General features: G+C 46.5%; 16 protein-coding genes and 1 rRNA gene. 9 read left to right on the forward strand and 8 right to left on the reverse strand.

What is annotated here, in order from left to right; all coding sequences use genetic code 11:
• The first annotated feature begins 299 nt into the window (after positions 1–299).
• A 5S ribosomal RNA gene (gene rrf, locus BP71_RS29380) occupies positions 300–411 on the forward strand.
• 159 nt (positions 412–570) lie between these two features.
• Here rrf and BP71_RS29385 read toward each other — a convergent pair.
• Entirely contained in the window at positions 571–1,581 is a 1,011-nt protein-coding gene (locus BP71_RS29385; protein ID WP_496385177.1) for a LacI family DNA-binding transcriptional regulator, read from the reverse strand.
• A 148-nt stretch (positions 1,582–1,729) separates the two neighbouring features.
• On the opposite strand from BP71_RS29385, the gene BP71_RS29390 reads away from it, so the two are divergent.
• From BP71_RS29390 to BP71_RS29405, 4 genes are all read left to right on the forward strand, one after another.
• A complete protein-coding gene (locus BP71_RS29390) occupies positions 1,730–3,136 on the forward strand; it encodes a Gfo/Idh/MocA family protein (protein ID WP_496385178.1) in 1,407 nt (468 codons plus the stop codon).
• A gap of 4 nt (positions 3,137–3,140) precedes the next feature.
• Positions 3,141–3,893, forward strand: coding sequence for a glucosamine-6-phosphate deaminase (locus BP71_RS29395; protein ID WP_496385179.1), 753 nt, complete (start codon positions 3,141–3,143; stop codon positions 3,891–3,893).
• Positions 3,894–3,978: 85 nt separating this feature from the next.
• The gene (locus BP71_RS29400) at positions 3,979–5,121 is read left to right on the forward strand and encodes an acyltransferase family protein (protein WP_496385180.1); all 1,143 of its coding nucleotides are present in this window, start codon (positions 3,979–3,981) and stop codon (positions 5,119–5,121) included.
• 8 nt (positions 5,122–5,129) lie between these two features.
• Positions 5,130–6,437 carry a dienelactone hydrolase family protein gene (locus BP71_RS29405; RefSeq protein ID WP_496385181.1) on the forward strand — a complete coding sequence of 436 codons (1,308 nt, stop codon included), beginning with the start codon at positions 5,130–5,132 and terminating at the stop codon, positions 6,435–6,437.
• A 2-nt stretch (positions 6,438–6,439) separates the two neighbouring features.
• Here the strand turns inward: BP71_RS29405 and BP71_RS29410 are convergent, their stop codons facing one another.
• From BP71_RS29410 to BP71_RS29420, 3 genes are all read right to left on the reverse strand, one after another.
• A complete protein-coding gene (locus BP71_RS29410) occupies positions 6,440–7,108 on the reverse strand; it encodes a 2-C-methyl-D-erythritol 4-phosphate cytidylyltransferase (protein WP_496385182.1) in 669 nt (222 codons plus the stop codon).
• Positions 7,109–7,192: 84 nt separating this feature from the next.
• Positions 7,193–8,242 carry a tRNA preQ1(34) S-adenosylmethionine ribosyltransferase-isomerase QueA gene (gene queA / locus BP71_RS29415; RefSeq protein WP_496385183.1) on the reverse strand — a complete coding sequence of 350 codons (1,050 nt, stop codon included), beginning with the start codon at positions 8,240–8,242 and terminating at the stop codon, positions 7,193–7,195.
• A 254-nt stretch (positions 8,243–8,496) separates the two neighbouring features.
• A complete protein-coding gene (locus tag BP71_RS29420) occupies positions 8,497–10,002 on the reverse strand; it encodes an acetyl-CoA carboxylase biotin carboxylase subunit (RefSeq protein ID WP_496385184.1) in 1,506 nt (501 codons plus the stop codon).
• A 537-nt stretch (positions 10,003–10,539) separates the two neighbouring features.
• On the opposite strand from BP71_RS29420, the gene BP71_RS29425 reads away from it, so the two are divergent.
• The 3 genes from BP71_RS29425 (at position 10,540) to BP71_RS29435 (ending at position 13,285) form a co-directional block, all read left to right on the forward strand.
• Positions 10,540–11,346 (forward strand): hypothetical protein, encoded by an 807-nt coding sequence (locus BP71_RS29425; protein ID WP_496385185.1) that lies wholly within the window; start codon positions 10,540–10,542, stop codon positions 11,344–11,346.
• A 225-nt stretch (positions 11,347–11,571) separates the two neighbouring features.
• Positions 11,572–12,843, forward strand: a complete 1,272-nt coding sequence (locus BP71_RS29430; RefSeq protein WP_496385186.1) for an aminotransferase class I/II-fold pyridoxal phosphate-dependent enzyme — start codon at positions 11,572–11,574, stop codon at positions 12,841–12,843.
• Positions 12,844–13,102: 259 nt separating this feature from the next.
• Entirely contained in the window at positions 13,103–13,285 is a 183-nt protein-coding gene (locus BP71_RS29435; RefSeq protein ID WP_090374548.1) for a BF3379 family histone-like protein, read from the forward strand.
• Between the two features lie 56 nt (positions 13,286–13,341).
• Here the strand turns inward: BP71_RS29435 and BP71_RS29440 are convergent, their stop codons facing one another.
• The 3 genes from BP71_RS29440 to BP71_RS29450 form a co-directional block, all read right to left on the reverse strand.
• Positions 13,342–13,755 (reverse strand): MaoC family dehydratase, encoded by a 414-nt coding sequence (locus tag BP71_RS29440; RefSeq protein WP_496385187.1) that lies wholly within the window; start codon positions 13,753–13,755, stop codon positions 13,342–13,344.
• Between the two features lie 111 nt (positions 13,756–13,866).
• Entirely contained in the window at positions 13,867–14,244 is a 378-nt protein-coding gene (hpf, locus tag BP71_RS29445; RefSeq protein WP_496385188.1) for a ribosome hibernation-promoting factor, HPF/YfiA family, read from the reverse strand.
• 230 nt (positions 14,245–14,474) lie between these two features.
• Entirely contained in the window at positions 14,475–14,777 is a 303-nt protein-coding gene (locus BP71_RS29450; RefSeq protein ID WP_496385189.1) for a DUF4286 family protein, read from the reverse strand.
• Positions 14,778–14,846: 69 nt separating this feature from the next.
• Here BP71_RS29450 and BP71_RS29455 point away from each other — a divergent pair, with 69 nt between their 5' ends.
• On the forward strand, positions 14,847–15,266 hold the full coding sequence (locus tag BP71_RS29455) for a cytochrome B (RefSeq protein ID WP_496385190.1): 420 nt from the start codon (positions 14,847–14,849) through the stop codon (positions 15,264–15,266).
• 62 nt (positions 15,267–15,328) lie between these two features.
• Here the strand turns inward: BP71_RS29455 and cysM are convergent, their stop codons facing one another.
• Positions 15,329–16,201, reverse strand: a complete 873-nt coding sequence (gene cysM, locus BP71_RS29460) for a cysteine synthase CysM (protein ID WP_496385191.1) — start codon at positions 16,199–16,201, stop codon at positions 15,329–15,331.
• Positions 16,202–16,242 lie beyond the last annotated feature (41 nt).

The following is a 16,242-nucleotide window of genomic DNA, read 5'->3' on the forward strand; positions in this document are numbered from 1 at the left end:
AGCTGAGCAGTACTAATTACCCAACAGCTTGCACATTTAAATCTTTATCTTCATCTCTTCTACTTCCAATATGACATGAAAAGAGTCAAAAGTTCAGGAGTGAATACACTCTGAACTCATCAACTCTAACTCAAAGAGCTTGTTGGTGGCTATTGGAACGGCCGGGGTCGCGATCGACTTCACCTCTTCCCATAGCGAACAAAAAACCAACGACGAACTTGTTGGTGGCTATTGGAACGGCCGGGGTCGCGATCGACTTCACCTCTTTCCATAGCGAACAAAAAACCAACGACGAACTTGTTGGTGGCTATTGGCCCGGTGTTCACCTCTTCCCATCCCGAACAGAGAAGTTAAGCCCGGGTCCGCCGATGATACTTGGATCAAACCTGGTAAAGTAGGTAGCCGCCACAATTATTAAACACGCAAAAAGCATCCCCCATAAAGGATGCTTTTTGGCGTTTAAAGCCCCACAAGCAAACACATACCCCACAATATTTATAAAGCGCCCTATCTACTAATCTTTCACGATTGAAATGCCAAGGGGTACAAGAACTTAACATCTGGTAAGAATCAATCCTTCTTAGTAGATTCCCTTATTACTAGATTAGTAGGTAGGACGATTTCCTGAATGGGGTAGCCGGGTTTTTCAATGTGCCTGATCAAGATTTCACAGCTTTTTTGCCCGATTTCAAAAGCGGGTTCGGCGATGGTAGATAAGGATGGCGATATAATTTTCGATGTGGGATCATTTGTAAAGCCTATTACACCTACTTCCTTACCGACCGGGATGCCATTCTCTTTTAACCATAAGATAGCCCCGATAGCTTTTCGATCATTCACCGCAAACACTGCATCGGGAATCGACTTATTAGTGAACAAAATTTTCAGATCCTCTTTACCATCTTCATCACTGAATCCGGAATGGATGATACCATGGGGGTTAAGGTGATATTTCTGCAGCGTATCCAAATAGCCCTGCATACGATTTCGCGTCAGATTCAATTCAAGCGGGCCTGTGATATGTGCGATCTTTCGGTATCCTGAATGAATCAGATGCTCTGTTGCCATGCAGGCGCCTTTGTAGTCGTCCTGCGTAATAACGGATGTGCCCACAGACTGGGCAACCCGATCAAAAAATACGAGTGGCAAGTCGGCGTCTGCAAGCTCATGATAATGAGTGAAATCGGTGGTTTTGGACGTGATACATGCAAGAATTCCATCGACGCTGGTTGGAGATAACTCCCTTACGATTTTGGTTTCCCAGGAGGGGGAGTCGCTGGTTAGGTACAGTATCACCTGATATCCTTTCCCGAACGCAAAGTCCTGAATACCGGTAATAACAGTTGAAAAATAATAGTTGGTGATGGAAGGGATAATGACCGCAATTTTATGTGTACTTCTTTTTACAAGCCCTGTTGCATTGAAATTAGGGCGATAGTTCATTTTGGCGGCGGCATCCAGCACCAGTTTCCTGGTTTCAGAGCTCACATCATAAGTGTCACGCATCGCTCGCGATACGGTCGCAACCGAAATACTCAGCGCTTTGGCTATGTCTTTAATCGTGGTATACTTCCTGGGCATGGATTTTAGTATTCTCAGGCAAAATGGAATCTTGATTTCGATAACGTTCTCGCTACTATTTAAGGTAAAATTCTGAAATGACGCTATAAAACATTGTAAAATTGCAGGAAGACAATAGTTTTTGTTTCTTATCCTATACTGGAATAAAATGAAGAAGCGTGAATTTTTAAAAATAGCGGGACTAGGCGGTATCGGCCTGGCCAACATGAGTGCAACTCAGAGCGCGCTCCCGGACAATGCTCATAATCTGAAAGACAGAAAGCAGCTTTTTAACATGAGCGGTTACGCAGCCCCAAAAATCGACACGGTACGTATAGGGTATATCGGTATGGGTAACAGAGGCGGGGGAGCAATAAAACGAATTGTCCATTTGGCCAATGTACAAGTCAAGGGTGTTGCAGATATCATCCCGGAGAAAGCAGATAACGCGAAAAAGCAGCTCATGGAAGCAGGACACAGTCCGGATGCTTATTCCGGTTCACCGGATGCCTGGAAAAAATTGTGTGAGCGCAAGGATATAGATTTGATCTACATCACTACGCCATGGAATTTACATGCCCCAATGGCACTTTACGCAATGGAACATGGAAAACATGTGGCAGTGGAAATTCCTGCCGCGACAACTGTTGAAGATTGCTGGAAACTCGTGGAGACCTCCGAACGTACCAAAAAGCATTGCATGATGCTGGAAAATTGTTGCTACGATTTTTTTGAATTGCTTACTCTCAATATGGCACGTCAAGGCTATTTTGGAGAGATTGTTCACGTGGAAGGCGCGTATATCCATGATATTTTTGATTCACTTTTTGCAAAAGAGAAACGCTATGATCTCTGGAGACTGAAGGAAAACCAGAGAAACGGCAATTTGTATCCAACACACGGCTTAGGACCTGTTGCACAAATATTGGATATCAATCGGGGCGATAAAATGGACTACCTCGTTTCCATGAGCAGCAATGATTTCATGCTGCAGGCAAAGGCAAAAGAGCTTGCTGTGAAAGATTCAGATTTTAAATCTTTTGGAGATAAAACATTTCGGGGGAATATGAATACGACGACTATTAGGACGGCGAAAGGGAAGACCATGATGTTGCAGCATGACGTGTCGTCACCACGCCCCTATTCACGACTTCATCTTGTGAGTGGTACCAAAGCCGCTGCACAGAAATATCCTTTGCCGGAGGAAGGAACGTCCGGTCGCATTTCCCACGGACACGAATGGATGAACGAAGAAGAATTCAAGGCACTGGAAAAGCAATATCAGCCGGAAATAGTGCGGCGGGTAGGTGAGCTGGCCAAAAAGGTCGGCGGCCATGGTGGAATGGATTTTCTGATGGACTGGCGTCTGATCGACTGCCTGCGGAACGGGCTGGCATTGGACCAGGATGTTTATGACGCTGCGTCATGGAGTGTCATATCGCCCCTCAGCGAATGGTCGGTTGCAAATAAATCAAACTCGATAGATATACCCGATTTTACGAATGGATCGTGGAAAAAAAATAAGCCGGTGGATATCACACTAAAAGAAGGAGGAAACACGGAAGTAAAATCATAAAAAGATGAAAATTTTTATTTCAGAAAGCAAGGAGGAGTTGGGGCAAAAGGCGGGAACCCATGCGGGTAACATAATCAGGGATATAATTAGTGAAAAGGGCTATGCCAATGTAATATTAGCAACAGGAACAAGTCAGTTTGAAACGCTCAGCCAGCTGGTCCTTGAAAATGATATTGATTGGTCGAAAGTCACCATGTTCCATCTGGACGAATATATCGATTTACCCTTGTCGCACCCTGCCAGTTTCAGAAAGTATCTGCAGGAGCGTTTCCTGGCAAAAGTGAAACCCCTGAGGGCCGTATACCTGATCAATGGAGAAAATGAGCCGGCATCAGAAATTGAGCATTTGAACGACGCGATCAGCAAACACCCCATCGACGTTGCCTTGGTAGGTATCGGAGAAAACGGGCACCTGGCGTTTAATGATCCGCCGGCTGATTTTCACACCGAGACTCCCTACCTCATTGTCAATCTGGATGAACCCTGCCGGCGTCAGCAAATGGGAGAAGGATGGTTCGCGTCGTTAGATGAAGTACCCTCTAGGGCGATTAGCATGTCAGTGCAGCAAATCATGAAATCGAAACATATTATTTGTTCGGTACCCGATGCAAGAAAGGCGATCGCAGTCAGAGACAGCCTTGAGAATGAGGTGAGTAATCTGTTTCCGGCCAGCATTCTGCAACGGCATGCAGATTGTGTTTTCTTCCTCGACAAAGAGTCGTCAGAGTTATTGCTGGAAAATGAGTTCCGTGGCTAGCCTTCCGTCATCGGGAAATTACTAGTGTTCAGAGGTAAAAATCAGTAGTAGAGCTACTTATTAGATAAACCTAAACCTAAGAATTATGGAGGCACCGTCAATGACTGTTGAAAACAATGTCAAAAAAGCCAGTATACCCGGCAGACTGGCATCTATGGATGCCCTCCGGGGATTCGATATGTTGATGATATCGGGCGGCGGCGCCTTTATTTTTCTACTGGGAGGTAAAACGGGGATCGGTTTCATAGACGCCGTAGCAGCTCAGTTCGAACATCCCGAATGGAATGGATTTACCTTTTTTGACTTCATATTTCCGTTATTTTTGTTCCTTGCAGGTACTTCGCTTTCTTTCAGTGTGTCGGGTGCGCTGGGCAAGGGTATTTCCCGGCGCGAGATTCTGGCGAAGATATTTAAGAGAATGCTTATTCTGATTGCGTTGGGTATTCTCGACAAGAATGCGCCAATGGATATCTTCGACCCTGCGCACATACGCTATGGAAGTGTGCTCGGGCGTATCGGGCTCGCGACTTTTCTGTCGGCTGTTTTATTCATGAAGTACGATTGGAATCAGAGGCTATACATTGCAATCGGAATTCTGATCATATACTATCTTACGTTAATCCTGGTTCCTGTACCCGGGTATGGCGCGGGCGATCTGTCATTCGAAGGGAATCTTGTCGGCTGGGTAGATCGTAATTTCATGCCAGGGAAGCTCAAACAAGGGACCTATGACGAGCTTGCCCTGCTCACGCAATTTCCTGCACTTTGCCTCACTATTCTCGGATCGCTTGCCGGCGACATTCTGTTGAAACCAGATAGCAGCGCCGAAAAGCTAAAAAAACTGCTTCTAATGGGTGTAATAGGGGTGATCGTTGGCTTAACATGGAACATGCTATTTCCAATTAATAAACACCTCTGGTCAAGCTCCTTCATTATGCTGACAAGCGGAATGGCCTTCATCATGCTTTCGGTTTTCTACTGGATTATAGACGTGAAAGGTTATCAAAAATGGTCGTTTCCCTTCCGCGTCATCGGGATGAACTCGCTGGTGATTTATCTGGCAGTACGCTTTGTCGACTTCAATGCCTCATCCAAGTTGTTATTTGAAGGTATCTATAAGTACGCGGCCGAACCATGGCATGAGGTCTACAATGCATTGGGCGGCTTTGTGCTCGTATGGCTGTTCCTATATTTTCTTTATCGCCACAAGATTTTCGTCAAAGTTTAAAATCAATCATGAAAACAGAACCAGAAGGCACTTTCGCAAGCAGTAACCGAAGGACATTTCTGAAAACTGCGGCGAAGTCCGCGGCATTTCCGTTGCTCGGAGCGCCAGTGGTGTTTTCAAAGAGAGCTCCTGATTTTATCAATACTCAAAATGCATTGCCGATGATCCCTGAAAAAAGCCTGATAGGCGCTTATGGCCCTTGGGCCGTTTCGTTATTACCTTCGGTCCCGCCACTGTCTTTCCGTAATTCCAAATGGAGTAATCTCAATACCTGGCACAAAGAAGCTCTCGCCAAGACCCGCGAACTGGTTGCTGCGCCGGAAAAGCCTGCGACGCCAAAGGTCACTGTTCTCAAAAAGTACGTTTACGATGGGCTAGAAATAGAAGAGCTATCGTGGCAACTGCCTTATGGTCGGCCAACGCAGGCAGTTTTGCTGAAACCGCAGGGAGCGAAGAAGCCATTGCCAGGTATTTTGGGTTTGCACGATCATGCCGGAAAGAAATATTTTGGTTATAGAAAGATCGTAAAAACGTCTGATGAGCAGCATCCATTGTTACAGGAACATCAGAAAGAGGACTATGGAGGCAAGGCCTGGGCCAACGAGATTGCAAAGCAAGGCTATATCGTTTTGGTTCACGATACCTACGCTTTCGGGAGCCGGAGAGTTTACTTTGAAGATGTGAAAGGTCTGAACTGGGGAGCCGTAAATACAGCGGGAAAAAGCGATCTTGATCCTGAGAAAACGGAAAATATTGAGATTTACAATCAATGGTCGTCTGAGCACGAACATGTGATGTCGAAATCACTTTTTTGTGCCGGGACTACCTGGCCGGGTGTTTTTCTGACAGAAGACCAGGTAGCACTCGATATCCTATGCAACCGCCAGGACGTTGATGCGGGGCGTGTCGGCTGCGGCGGGCTATCGGGAGGTGGTTTGCGTACCGTTTATCTGGCGGGGCTCGATCCCAGGATCAAATGCGCGGTATGCGTGGGATTTATGACTACCTGGAAGGACTTGATACTGAATAAATCATTCAATCACACCTGGATGACTTACACACCGCTACTTCCCCAATATCTTGATTTCCCTGAGATCCTCGGTTTGCGGGCTCCGCTTCCAACACTCGTGCTGAACAATAATCAGGACGAACTTTATACCCTGCCCGAAATGAAAAGCGCTGACAGCATCCTGAGGGAAGTCTATCAGAAAGCCGGGGCATCGGAAAAATACAGGGCTTCATTCTATGATGGGCCGCACAAATTTGATGCCGATATGCAGAAAGAAGCTTTCGCCTGGTTCAGCAAATGGTTGTAACATTATCTCAAGAACACTTCCGCCCAGCGAAGATCTTCCGGCGTCGTAATTTTGATGTTCTCATAACTTCCCTCGATCAGACGGATGGGGTATCCTCTGCTTTCCAACACGCTGGCACAATCGGTAAACGATTCGTGGTAATCGGATGAGAATGCATCGCGCATCCAATCTATTCTGAAAGTCTGAGGAGTTTGTACCAGCCTGAACTGGTTGCGATCCATGGCTTTGTTGCTGTCATTTTGGCCTATTGCCCGGATCGAATCTTTCAGCGGGACGCTCACCACCACCGCGCCGTGTTCGGACGCCTGAGCGAAGCTTTGGGAAATGATCTTTTCGGAAATCATTGGTCGCACGCCATCGTGTACGGCCACAGTACATTGTTCTTCGGTGATGTGATTCAAGCCGTTCCTGACCGAGTGAAACCGGGTAGCTCCGCCGGCCACGAGTTCGTGTGGTGTAGTGTATTGATGCGCACCGCACAGCTCTTCCCAGTACTTGAACTGACCTCCCGGCAATACAACAATAATTCTCAATGCTTCCGAATACCGATTAAATGCATTGATGGTATGCATGAGTACGGGAATGCCATTGATATTCAAAAATTGTTTGGGGATGTCGCTTTTCATGCGGCTCCCGCTTCCTCCCGCTACAATGATGGCGTATTCCTGCATGGTGTTACATCATAAAAAAATGGTCATCTATGTCAGGATCCTCATCGCTGTCCATAAATGACCATTGGTTTTTAGAAATCAGGATTATATGATCAACATAGCGTCGCCATAAGTAAAGAATTTATACTTCTCCTTGATTGCTATTTCGTACGCCTTCATGACCAAGTCAAACCCGCCAAATGCGCAGGCAGCCATCAGTAGGATCGATTCAGGTAACTGGAAATTCGACAATAATGCATTGGCGATTTTGAAATCGTAGGGAGGGAAGACAAACTTGTCCGTCCAGCCTTCGACCGCTTTGAGATGCCCGCTGGCAGAAACTGACGATTCTATCGCTTTGAGAGAGGTGGTTCCTACCGCACATATGCGTTTTTTTGCGTCGATCGCCTTGTTGACGACATCAGCACTCGCCTGGGTAATGCGGTAGTTCTCTGAATCGGTTTTATGCTTCGTCAGATCCTCGACGTCGACGGTCCGGAAAGTCCCCAAACCCACGTGAAGCGTAATGGGCGAAAAGTCAACCCCTTTGATTTCAAGGCGTTTCATGATCGCCTTGGTAAAGTGCATACCTGCAGTAGGTGCTGCAACAGCCCCTACATGTTCGGCAAAAATCGTCTGAAAGCGTTCACGATCGGCACTCTCGACCTTGCGGCGGGAAATGATTTCGGGAGGAAGCGGTGTTTCGCCCAGTTCGTCCACGAGTTTCATGAATGCGTCATTATCGCCGTCATAAAGGAACCGGATCGTGCGTCCGCGTGAAGTGGTATTGTCAATCACCTCGGCTACGAGGTCGCTATCTCCAAAATATAACTTGTTTCCAACGCGGATTTTGCGGGCCGGATCTACCAGCACATCCCAAAGGCGCATTTCGCGATTCAGCTCGCGCAGAAGAAATACTTCAATTTTTGCGCCGGTTTTTTCTTTTTGACCATACAGACGGGCGGGAAATACTTTGGTGTCGTTGATCGCCATGACATCGCCGTCATCAAAATAATTGATCACGTCGGCAAAGGTTTTATGCTCGATTTCGCCGGTTTTGCGGTGAACAACCATCAGGCGGGACTCTCCGCGGTCGGAAGGATGAAGTGCAATTAAACTCTGGGGAAGATCAAACTTAAATTCGGATAGCTTCATAGCTGGATATTCTGTGAAATGCTTTGGTCGTAGAAATGTGATGATCAAGTGCAGAAGTGCTTTCTGACATTCAATACAACGGTATTATAGCAATAATTAACGTATAAGGTACACCCCTAGTGAAAGAAAATTTATCACGGAGAATACTTGCAAACGAATTTCAAAATCCATGAATTTTGTGAAATTCGACCTTATCTTAAATAAGTCCGCAAAAGTACGAATTTTTTTAAAATATTTCAATAATTACCGTTGATTTAACGCGGGGAAAAACGACGATCCCTCCATTTTGATGGTTTTGCACTCAGTATCTCATCCTGAACAGGTTCGCTTTCCGGTCCCGACCGTAATAGGTATGCTGAAATCAAAGCGGCAAGGGCCGTATCGCCGGAAGCGGTATTTGTACTTAATCTATCCGGGTGAAAATGCTTCGATACGAAATTGGTGTCGAAGCTGCCGTTTACAAAGGCATCATGTTCCATCACAAACCGGCAGAACGGCAAGGTAGTTTCCACGCCGGTAATCTGGTACTCATCAATCGCACGGACCATCTTCCGGATTGCAGTTTCCCGGTTTTCACCGTAAGTGATCAGTTTCGCGATCATCGGATCGTAATAAATCGGGATTTCCATACCCTGCTCAAATCCATCGTCGACGCGGACGCCGTTGCCATCCGGCTTGACATAAGTATGTAATGTGCCGATGTCGGGCAGGAAATTATTTCGCGAGTCTTCGGCGTATACCCGGATTTCAATGGCGTGTCCACGAATTGCGAGATTTTCCTGCGTCAGGCTCAATGGTTTCCCTTCTGCGATCAGGATCATCTGTTTGACCAGATCGACGTTGGTGATCAGTTCGGTCACCGGGTGTTCGACCTGAAGTCGGGTATTCATTTCGAGGAAGTAAAAACGATTGTTTTCGTCCATGATAAATTCCACGGTACCGGCACCGTAATAGCCGCAGGAGCGCGCCACATCAACGGCGCAACGCCCCATCTCCGCCCGAATTTCAGGTGTGATGGAAACAGACGGCGCTTCTTCCACGACTTTCTGGTGCCGTCGCTGAATGGAACATTCGCGCTCGAAGAGATGAATGATGTTTCCATGATGATCTCCCAATACCTGAATTTCGATGTGTTTGGGTGAGGTAATGTATTTTTCTATAAAAACGGAACCGTCGCCAAAGGCCGCCCGTGCTTCGCTGACGGCCCGGTCCATTTGTTCGTCAAATTCTTCTTCGCGCTCCACCACGCGCATGCCTTTGCCACCTCCACCCGCACTCGCCTTGATCAGGATCGGGTAGCCAATGGTATTGGCCACGCGTTTGGCTTCGTCGCGGTTATCGATGGCGTGCGGTGTGCCCGGTACCATGGGTATATTGTATTGCGAGGCGGCTTGTTTGGCGGCCAGTTTACTGCCCATGATCTCGATCGATTCCGGTGACGGACCGATAAACAGCAGGCCGGCATCGTTGACTTTCCGTGCAAATCCCGCGTTTTCGGAAAGGAATCCGTAACCTGGATGGATGGCATCCACATGCAGGTCAACGCAGACTTTCAGGATTGTATCGATATTGAGATAAGACTCCGACGACGGCGCCGCGCCTATGTACACAGCCTCGTCCGCATAACGCACGTGCGGGGATTTCCGGTCGGCCTCGCTGAATACGGCGACCGTGGCGATATTCATTTCACGCGCGGTACGCATAACGCGTAATGCGATTTCGCCACGGTTGGCGACCAGGATTTTTTTGATCTGGGTCATTTAATTGTTTGTCAATGCTGCTGTTAACGGTAAAAGCATGCATTGTAATTGACACTACTCATCGCAACTGGTTACTGCTATGCCGGAGATTCATTTTTGTGATTGCCTTTGGGCTTTTTGAAGAACGTGATAAACATGTGTAACAAGATCCCAACGTTTTCCGGTATGTTTCAAGCAAACCGATAGGATATGAATAGAACCGGAGGCTGCTCCGGTTTACTCTGAGAATGGGAAGCCGGAATTAATGCGGGGTCAACTTTTCGGCGAGGAAGGGCTGGCTTGTGTAACAAACGGCAGGTTGACAATGAGCAATGGCTACGTGGATAATTGGACCAGCAACTGGCAATAGAGCTCGAAAAAATTGTCATAGAAAATGGCACCCTCCCCATGTTCCCGGCCTTCTCTGCCGGGAAATCATTGTATGATTGCCGCCAGATTGTTAAAGGAATACTGCCATTGCATATGAGAAATCGCTGAGCGTATTTTTAGTGTACTTAGAACAAAGAGTTAGTGTACTTAGAACAAAGAGGATGTTAAATGAAAACAAAATCCATTACTCGCCATTTTATAGGTCTTGCGTGCATCGGTCTGATGTTCAGTGTAGTTGGTTGTCGGACCGATAATGCCCAGCCGGAACCACAATCGCCACCTTTGCGAACGGTTGGCGAAAAGTTGCTGATCGCTTCAAGTTCAAACTTATTGCAAGGGATTGAAATGATCGAATATAATGCCGATCAAAAGCCGGAAAAGATCATAGTTCGGGGCGTCGGTAACGTTTTACATGTCGTTTATGAGGCCAATAAGGTGACGTATGACATCACCAAATTTGGAAAAGTATATGCGAGGAGAGTATATGAGCTGGAAAATGGGATCGCTGGAAGATCAATTTTCTACAGTGTGGATAGTAGTGGAACGGCCACTGAGAGTACAGTTACAACCTATGCATATAAAGCGGGGAAGTTATATAGGGAGACTGTAACGCCCATAGGACAGTCTGGCGGGTTCTATTGCGAGTATATTTATGACAGTGCGAATGAAAATGTGGCTACAAGAGAGATCCACGACCTTGATGGCAAGCTTCAAGAACGAAGGACTTATGAATACACGAATATTGCTGACAAATCTGTATTAGTTAACCAATGGACTGCCGCCAATGTGGACGGAATGCTTTTCCCACAGAGGTCGAAATATCTGTTAGACAAAATGACGGTGGAATATAATGGTTCCGTTTTGCATTCAACATTTAGTTATGAGCTCGATCAGCACGGTTATGTGGTGAAAGGGAGAGAAATCAGCGACGAGGGGCATCATAAGGAAGTAGAGTGGACTTACCACTGGCAGTGACTTCGTAAATTCTTTAAAAATTCCTCAGTCCCGGCACCACCGCCGGGATTTTTTGTTGGTGGGAAAATACCGGATTCATTCATAGGCATATGGCTCCATTTCTGCTATTTTACTAACTTACCGTAAGTTGCAATGACAACGGTCTTTTTAAAGTAAGTGTAAATTATTTATTTTTGCATTTATCTAACATTTATATCATTGCTTACCCACATAAATTAAGAGAGAGTGGATATTTTCGAGAAATTGCGTAACAACTCAGGTCCGATCGGAACACCGGCCAAAATGCTGAACAGCCACCATTATTTTTCGTTTCCGATGCTGGAAGGAGAACTTGGGCCGCGCATGAGGTTTATGGGCCGTGAAGTGCTGAACTGGAGCCTCAACAATTATCTGGGGTTAGCCAATCATCCGGAAGTACGCAAAGCGGATGCAGAAGCCGCGGCTAAATGGGGACTTGCCTATCCGATGGGTGCCAGGATGATGTCCGGGAATTCCGTTTTGCACGAAACTTTTGAAAAAGAGCTGGCGCAATTTGTCGGTAAAACAGACGCATTTCTATTAAACTACGGTTATCAGGGTGTCATGTCTGCCATCGAATGTTTGTGCGATCACCGCGACGTGATCGTGTACGACGCTGAATCGCACGCCTGTCTGATTGACGGAATTCGTCTTCACAAGGCTAAGCTGGGCGAATACTACAAGTTCAATCATAATGATATGGTGAGTCTGGAAAAGAACCTGATCCGGGCTACTAAGCTTGCCAACGAAAAAGGCGGCGGCGTTCTCGTGATTACCGAAGGGGTTTTCGGGATGTCAGGCAAGGTGGGTGACCTCAAGGCCATTGTGGAGCTGAAAAAGAAATATGATTTCCGCTTGCTGGTCGACGATGCGCACGGTTTCGGAACCATGGGCGAAACAGGCGCCGGAGTTGGCGAATTGCTGGGTGTTCAGAAAGAGATCGATCTGTACTTCTCAACTTTTGCGAAGTCCATGGCGGCGATCGGCGCATTCATTGCTTCGGACGATCCGGAGATCATTATGTTCCTGAAATACAATATGCGGTCGCAGACTTACGCCAAGGCACTTCCGATGCCGTACGTGGAAGGTTGCCGCAAACGTCTCGAGATGATCAAGCAAATGCCTGAACTGCGTTCCAAACTGTGGGAGAATGTGAGGGCAATGCAAGATGGCTTGCGTAGCCGTGGATTCAACATCGGTGAAACTGAGTCGCCTGTAACGCCGGTGTTCCTGCATAGCGAAGGCGGTGTGCCGGAGGTGACGCGCATGGTGCGCGACCTGCGCGAAAATATGGGTGTGTTCTGCTCGATCGTGGTGTACCCCGTGGTACCGAAAGGCCAGATCATGCTCAGAATCATCCCTACTGCGTCTCATACGCTGGACGATGTCGAATATACTTTGAATGCATTTACAACGCTGGCTGAAAAACTTAAAAACAGGGTTTATCAGAGCGACGACGTCCAGGAGGTCGTGGAATAATCATAAAACCGCGTTTTTTCGCGCACAGAGGGCTTTTTTTAGAGAGGCCCTCTTTTTTATTGAATTTTTGAAAATATTTTTACTAGATATAACTAACTGTTATTGAATGACTTACTTGATGGTAAATAGTTAATTGTATTTTAGGAGTGTTTTTTTTTGTTTTTTGGGTTGCTAAAATGGTTTTAATTACTAAATTTCGGTCAAAACATGCGTTTTTAGCGTGTGAGAGGCATTTTTAAAACTAAAAAACAAAGAAAACATGGCAAGATTCGATGAAGTAAAGGATTTAATTCTTTCGCTTGAAGGCGATTTCGATAAGTTCTATAACAAGGGAAACCAGGCAGCTGGAACGCGCGTTCGTAAAGGCATGCAAGATCTGAAGACGTTGGCTCAAGACATTCGCGCAGAAGTTCAGAACAAGAAGAACGAAGGCGAAAAATAACGAAGCACACGGAAGATTTTTGAGCCCCGGCGGATACCGTCGGGGCTCTTCCTTTTTCAGAACTTTTCTTGGTTGATCATCGATGCAACACCGCGGGTAGTAACCTTCTTGGTCGTGGCATCATAGATTTCCGTAGAAATTTCGGCGATGTGTTTTTCGGGATTGATGGACACGATTTTGAAAACAGCACGATACTGTGTATCGACAAACATAGGCCGGAGAAACTCGACGGTTTGTTTGAGGTAAATGGAGCCGAAGCCCGGGAATTGGGTCCCCAGCACTTTGGTAAAAACAGTTATGCCGAGCATTCCGTGAATGATCGGTTTTTTGAATGAGGTCGTGGCTGCATATTCGGCATCGAGGTGGACCGGATTGTTATCACCAGTCAGGTCGGCAAAGGCCTGTACCTGTTCCTGTGTAAACTGGAAAAAATAGTCGAATGTAGCATCGACAATGGGTTCTATTTGCATATCGGGTAGGTTACCTGCTTTAAAAATACTGGCAAATATTGCATCCTTCCACCTGAAACGCAAGAAGCCGCCTGGCGGTTGGCGGCTTCTTGTATCAGAAAGTTTACGAGTCTATTCTTCGGCTTCTTCTGCCATTACGGTTACTCCGTCATCTTCGTTCAGTCCATCGATGTTTTTGGTAACCCTGGAATTGTTTCGCTTGTTTTTAAATTTCTTAACCTGCATTTTCAATGTATCTATTGCTAAGTCAGTGGCTTCTTCAAATGTTGTTCCCTGCTCTCTCACAAACATCGTTCCGCCAGGGACGTAGAGCTTAACTTCCAGGAGTTTGGTATGTAACTTGGCATTGTCATTTTTGTCGAGCTTAAGGAATACCTCTCCACTGGTGATCCGGTCATAGAACGTATCCAGTTTATCCAATTTTTGTTGAATGAAGCTCAACAGCTTGGGATCGGCATCAAAGTGAATTGCTTGCATCTGCAGTCTCATAAGCACACGTCATTTAAATGTAAAACATATTTCCAACCGCCTTCGCGATATTCATACCGGAGTCCTATTCATCTTCGGATAGTTATAAAAACTGTCTCTAAACCGAGTGACCTCCTGGCTAAATCCGTCCTAACGGTAGATTAAATAAAGGGAAATATTAAGTTAATGTCAAGTAATGTCCGTGGTTTTTAGGGATTATTATTTATGCCCAAAATTAGGGGAATGAGGTACTAAGCCTCCTCCAAAAGTGTCCTGAATGAGACATATTGCCCGTTGAAAAGCGCGTGATGGCGTTCCTGCAACCCGGGCTGAAAGCTGGTTTGGTAAGCCAGAAAATCCTCCATCGTCCGAAACCTGAACTGAGTGGTGTAAGTGGAGCCCTCGTTCTCGATTTCGGTCAAAAGCCTCAGCACTTTGCACTCGAGAGGCAATGTCGTTGCCAGAATTTCAGGAATATGGACGGACTTCATATAGTTCAGCCAATCTTTTTCAGCCTGATGGCTGATATTGACCGTAATGTTATAGATGATCATTTTACAAAAGTTTATTGTTTGCGAGTTACATTTGCGTGCATATAGTTATTCACCGTAATCAGTAGTATCATGAATATTCTTCTACACGCCCATTCGGGCCTCCGTTATGTGGTGTTAGGACTTTTGATCGCAGCTGTTTTTGCAGCTTATTCCAATTGGCAGAAAGGCAGCCAGGAGGACAGCAAACTTTATCTGTTCACATTGATCGCCACGCACACGCAGCTGCTGATTGGCCTGGTACTTTACTTCATGAGTCCCAAAGTTAACTTTGATCTGATCAGCGAGAAAGTATTTCGCTTCTATTCGATAGAACATGTGTTCATGATGCTGATCGCCATCGTGCTGATTACATTGGGAAGGGTTCGCTCGAAGAAGCTCAACGGCGCTGAAAAGCACCGCACTGTCTTGTATTTTTATGCAATGGCACTGATTATTATATTGGTCGCGATTCCCTGGCCGTTCCGTAACCTTGGATCAGGTTGGTTTTAAGGGCCATCGGCAGCCGGCTATCGGCCTTTTGATTCGATAGCCGACTGCTGACAGCCGAAGTATTAACCGAACAGATCGCTTGACAAGTAGCGATCGCCCCGATCGCAGATAATGAATACGATCACGCCTTCCTTTAATTCCTTGGCCAGTTCTATGGCACCCCAGGCCGCTCCTCCGCTGCTCATTCCTGCAAAAACAGCCTCTTCGCTGGCCAGTCGCCGGGTCGTCAGAACCGCATCTTCCTGCGTAACCTCGATAACGCTATCGACGCGGTCCCGCTCGAAAATTTTAGGCAGGTATTCTACTGGCCATTTACGGATTCCGGGAATGCTTGAACCGTCCGTAGGCTGGCAGCCCACGATCTGAATTTTGTCGTTTTGCTCCTTTAGATATCTCGATACACCCATAATGGTACCGGTGGTGCCCATGGATGATACGAAATGTGTGATTTGCTGATCCGTATCCCTATAAATCTCAGGTCCTGTTGTACGGTAATGTGCTTTCCAGTTGTCGGGATTGGCAAATTGGTTCAGCATAAAATAATCGCCATTAGCGGCCTTTTCTTCCGCGAGGTCACGGGCACCTTCCATAGTTTCGGTAAGAACGACTTTGGCTCCGAACGCTTCCATGGTCAATACACGCTCCCGCGTGGAATTTTGAGGCATGAGCAGTTCGAGTTCCAGATCGAAGAGGCGGGCAATCATCGCCAATGCGATGCCGGTATTTCCGCTGGTGGCCTCAATAAGTTTCATGCCCGGCCTTATTTCTCCGCGGTCCAGCGCCCCTTTAATCATGCTGTATGCTGCACGGTCCTTGACGCTTCCTCCGGGATTATTCCCTTCCAGTTTACCGAAGAGTCTTACGTTGGGGTTGGGATTGATTTTCTTTAGTTCAACAAGAGGTGTATTGCCTACCAGATCCAGTAATGATGACATGGGATTGCTATTCGTGATATTGTGATTCAAAAAGGTACGCA

The sequence above is a fragment of the Dyadobacter ginsengisoli DSM 21015 genome, from assembly GCF_059568735.1.

Coding starts and splice junctions, on each gene's coding strand:
- BP71_RS29395 (WP_496385179.1), top strand. CDS start 3,141: ATGAAAATTTTTATTTCAGAAAGCAAGGAGGAGTTGGGGCAAAAGGCG.
- BP71_RS29410 (WP_496385182.1), bottom strand. CDS start 7,108: ATGCAGGAATACGCCATCATTGTAGCGGGAGGAAGCGGGAGCCGCATG.
- BP71_RS29455 (WP_496385190.1), top strand. CDS start 14,847: ATGAATATTCTTCTACACGCCCATTCGGGCCTCCGTTATGTGGTGTTA.
- BP71_RS29440 (WP_496385187.1), bottom strand. CDS start 13,755: ATGCAAATAGAACCCATTGTCGATGCTACATTCGACTATTTTTTCCAG.
- BP71_RS29390 (WP_496385178.1), top strand. CDS start 1,730: ATGAAGAAGCGTGAATTTTTAAAAATAGCGGGACTAGGCGGTATCGGC.
- BP71_RS29435 (WP_090374548.1), top strand. CDS start 13,103: ATGGCAAGATTCGATGAAGTAAAGGATTTAATTCTTTCGCTTGAAGGC.
- cysM (WP_496385191.1), bottom strand. CDS start 16,201: ATGTCATCATTACTGGATCTGGTAGGCAATACACCTCTTGTTGAACTA.
- BP71_RS29400 (WP_496385180.1), top strand. CDS start 3,979: ATGGAGGCACCGTCAATGACTGTTGAAAACAATGTCAAAAAAGCCAGT.
- queA (WP_496385183.1), bottom strand. CDS start 8,242: ATGAAGCTATCCGAATTTAAGTTTGATCTTCCCCAGAGTTTAATTGCA.
- hpf (WP_496385188.1), bottom strand. CDS start 14,244: ATGAGACTGCAGATGCAAGCAATTCACTTTGATGCCGATCCCAAGCTG.
- BP71_RS29420 (WP_496385184.1), bottom strand. CDS start 10,002: ATGACCCAGATCAAAAAAATCCTGGTCGCCAACCGTGGCGAAATCGCA.
- BP71_RS29425 (WP_496385185.1), top strand. CDS start 10,540: ATGAAAACAAAATCCATTACTCGCCATTTTATAGGTCTTGCGTGCATC.
- BP71_RS29385 (WP_496385177.1), bottom strand. CDS start 1,581: ATGCCCAGGAAGTATACCACGATTAAAGACATAGCCAAAGCGCTGAGT.
- BP71_RS29405 (WP_496385181.1), top strand. CDS start 5,130: ATGAAAACAGAACCAGAAGGCACTTTCGCAAGCAGTAACCGAAGGACA.
- BP71_RS29450 (WP_496385189.1), bottom strand. CDS start 14,777: ATGATCATCTATAACATTACGGTCAATATCAGCCATCAGGCTGAAAAA.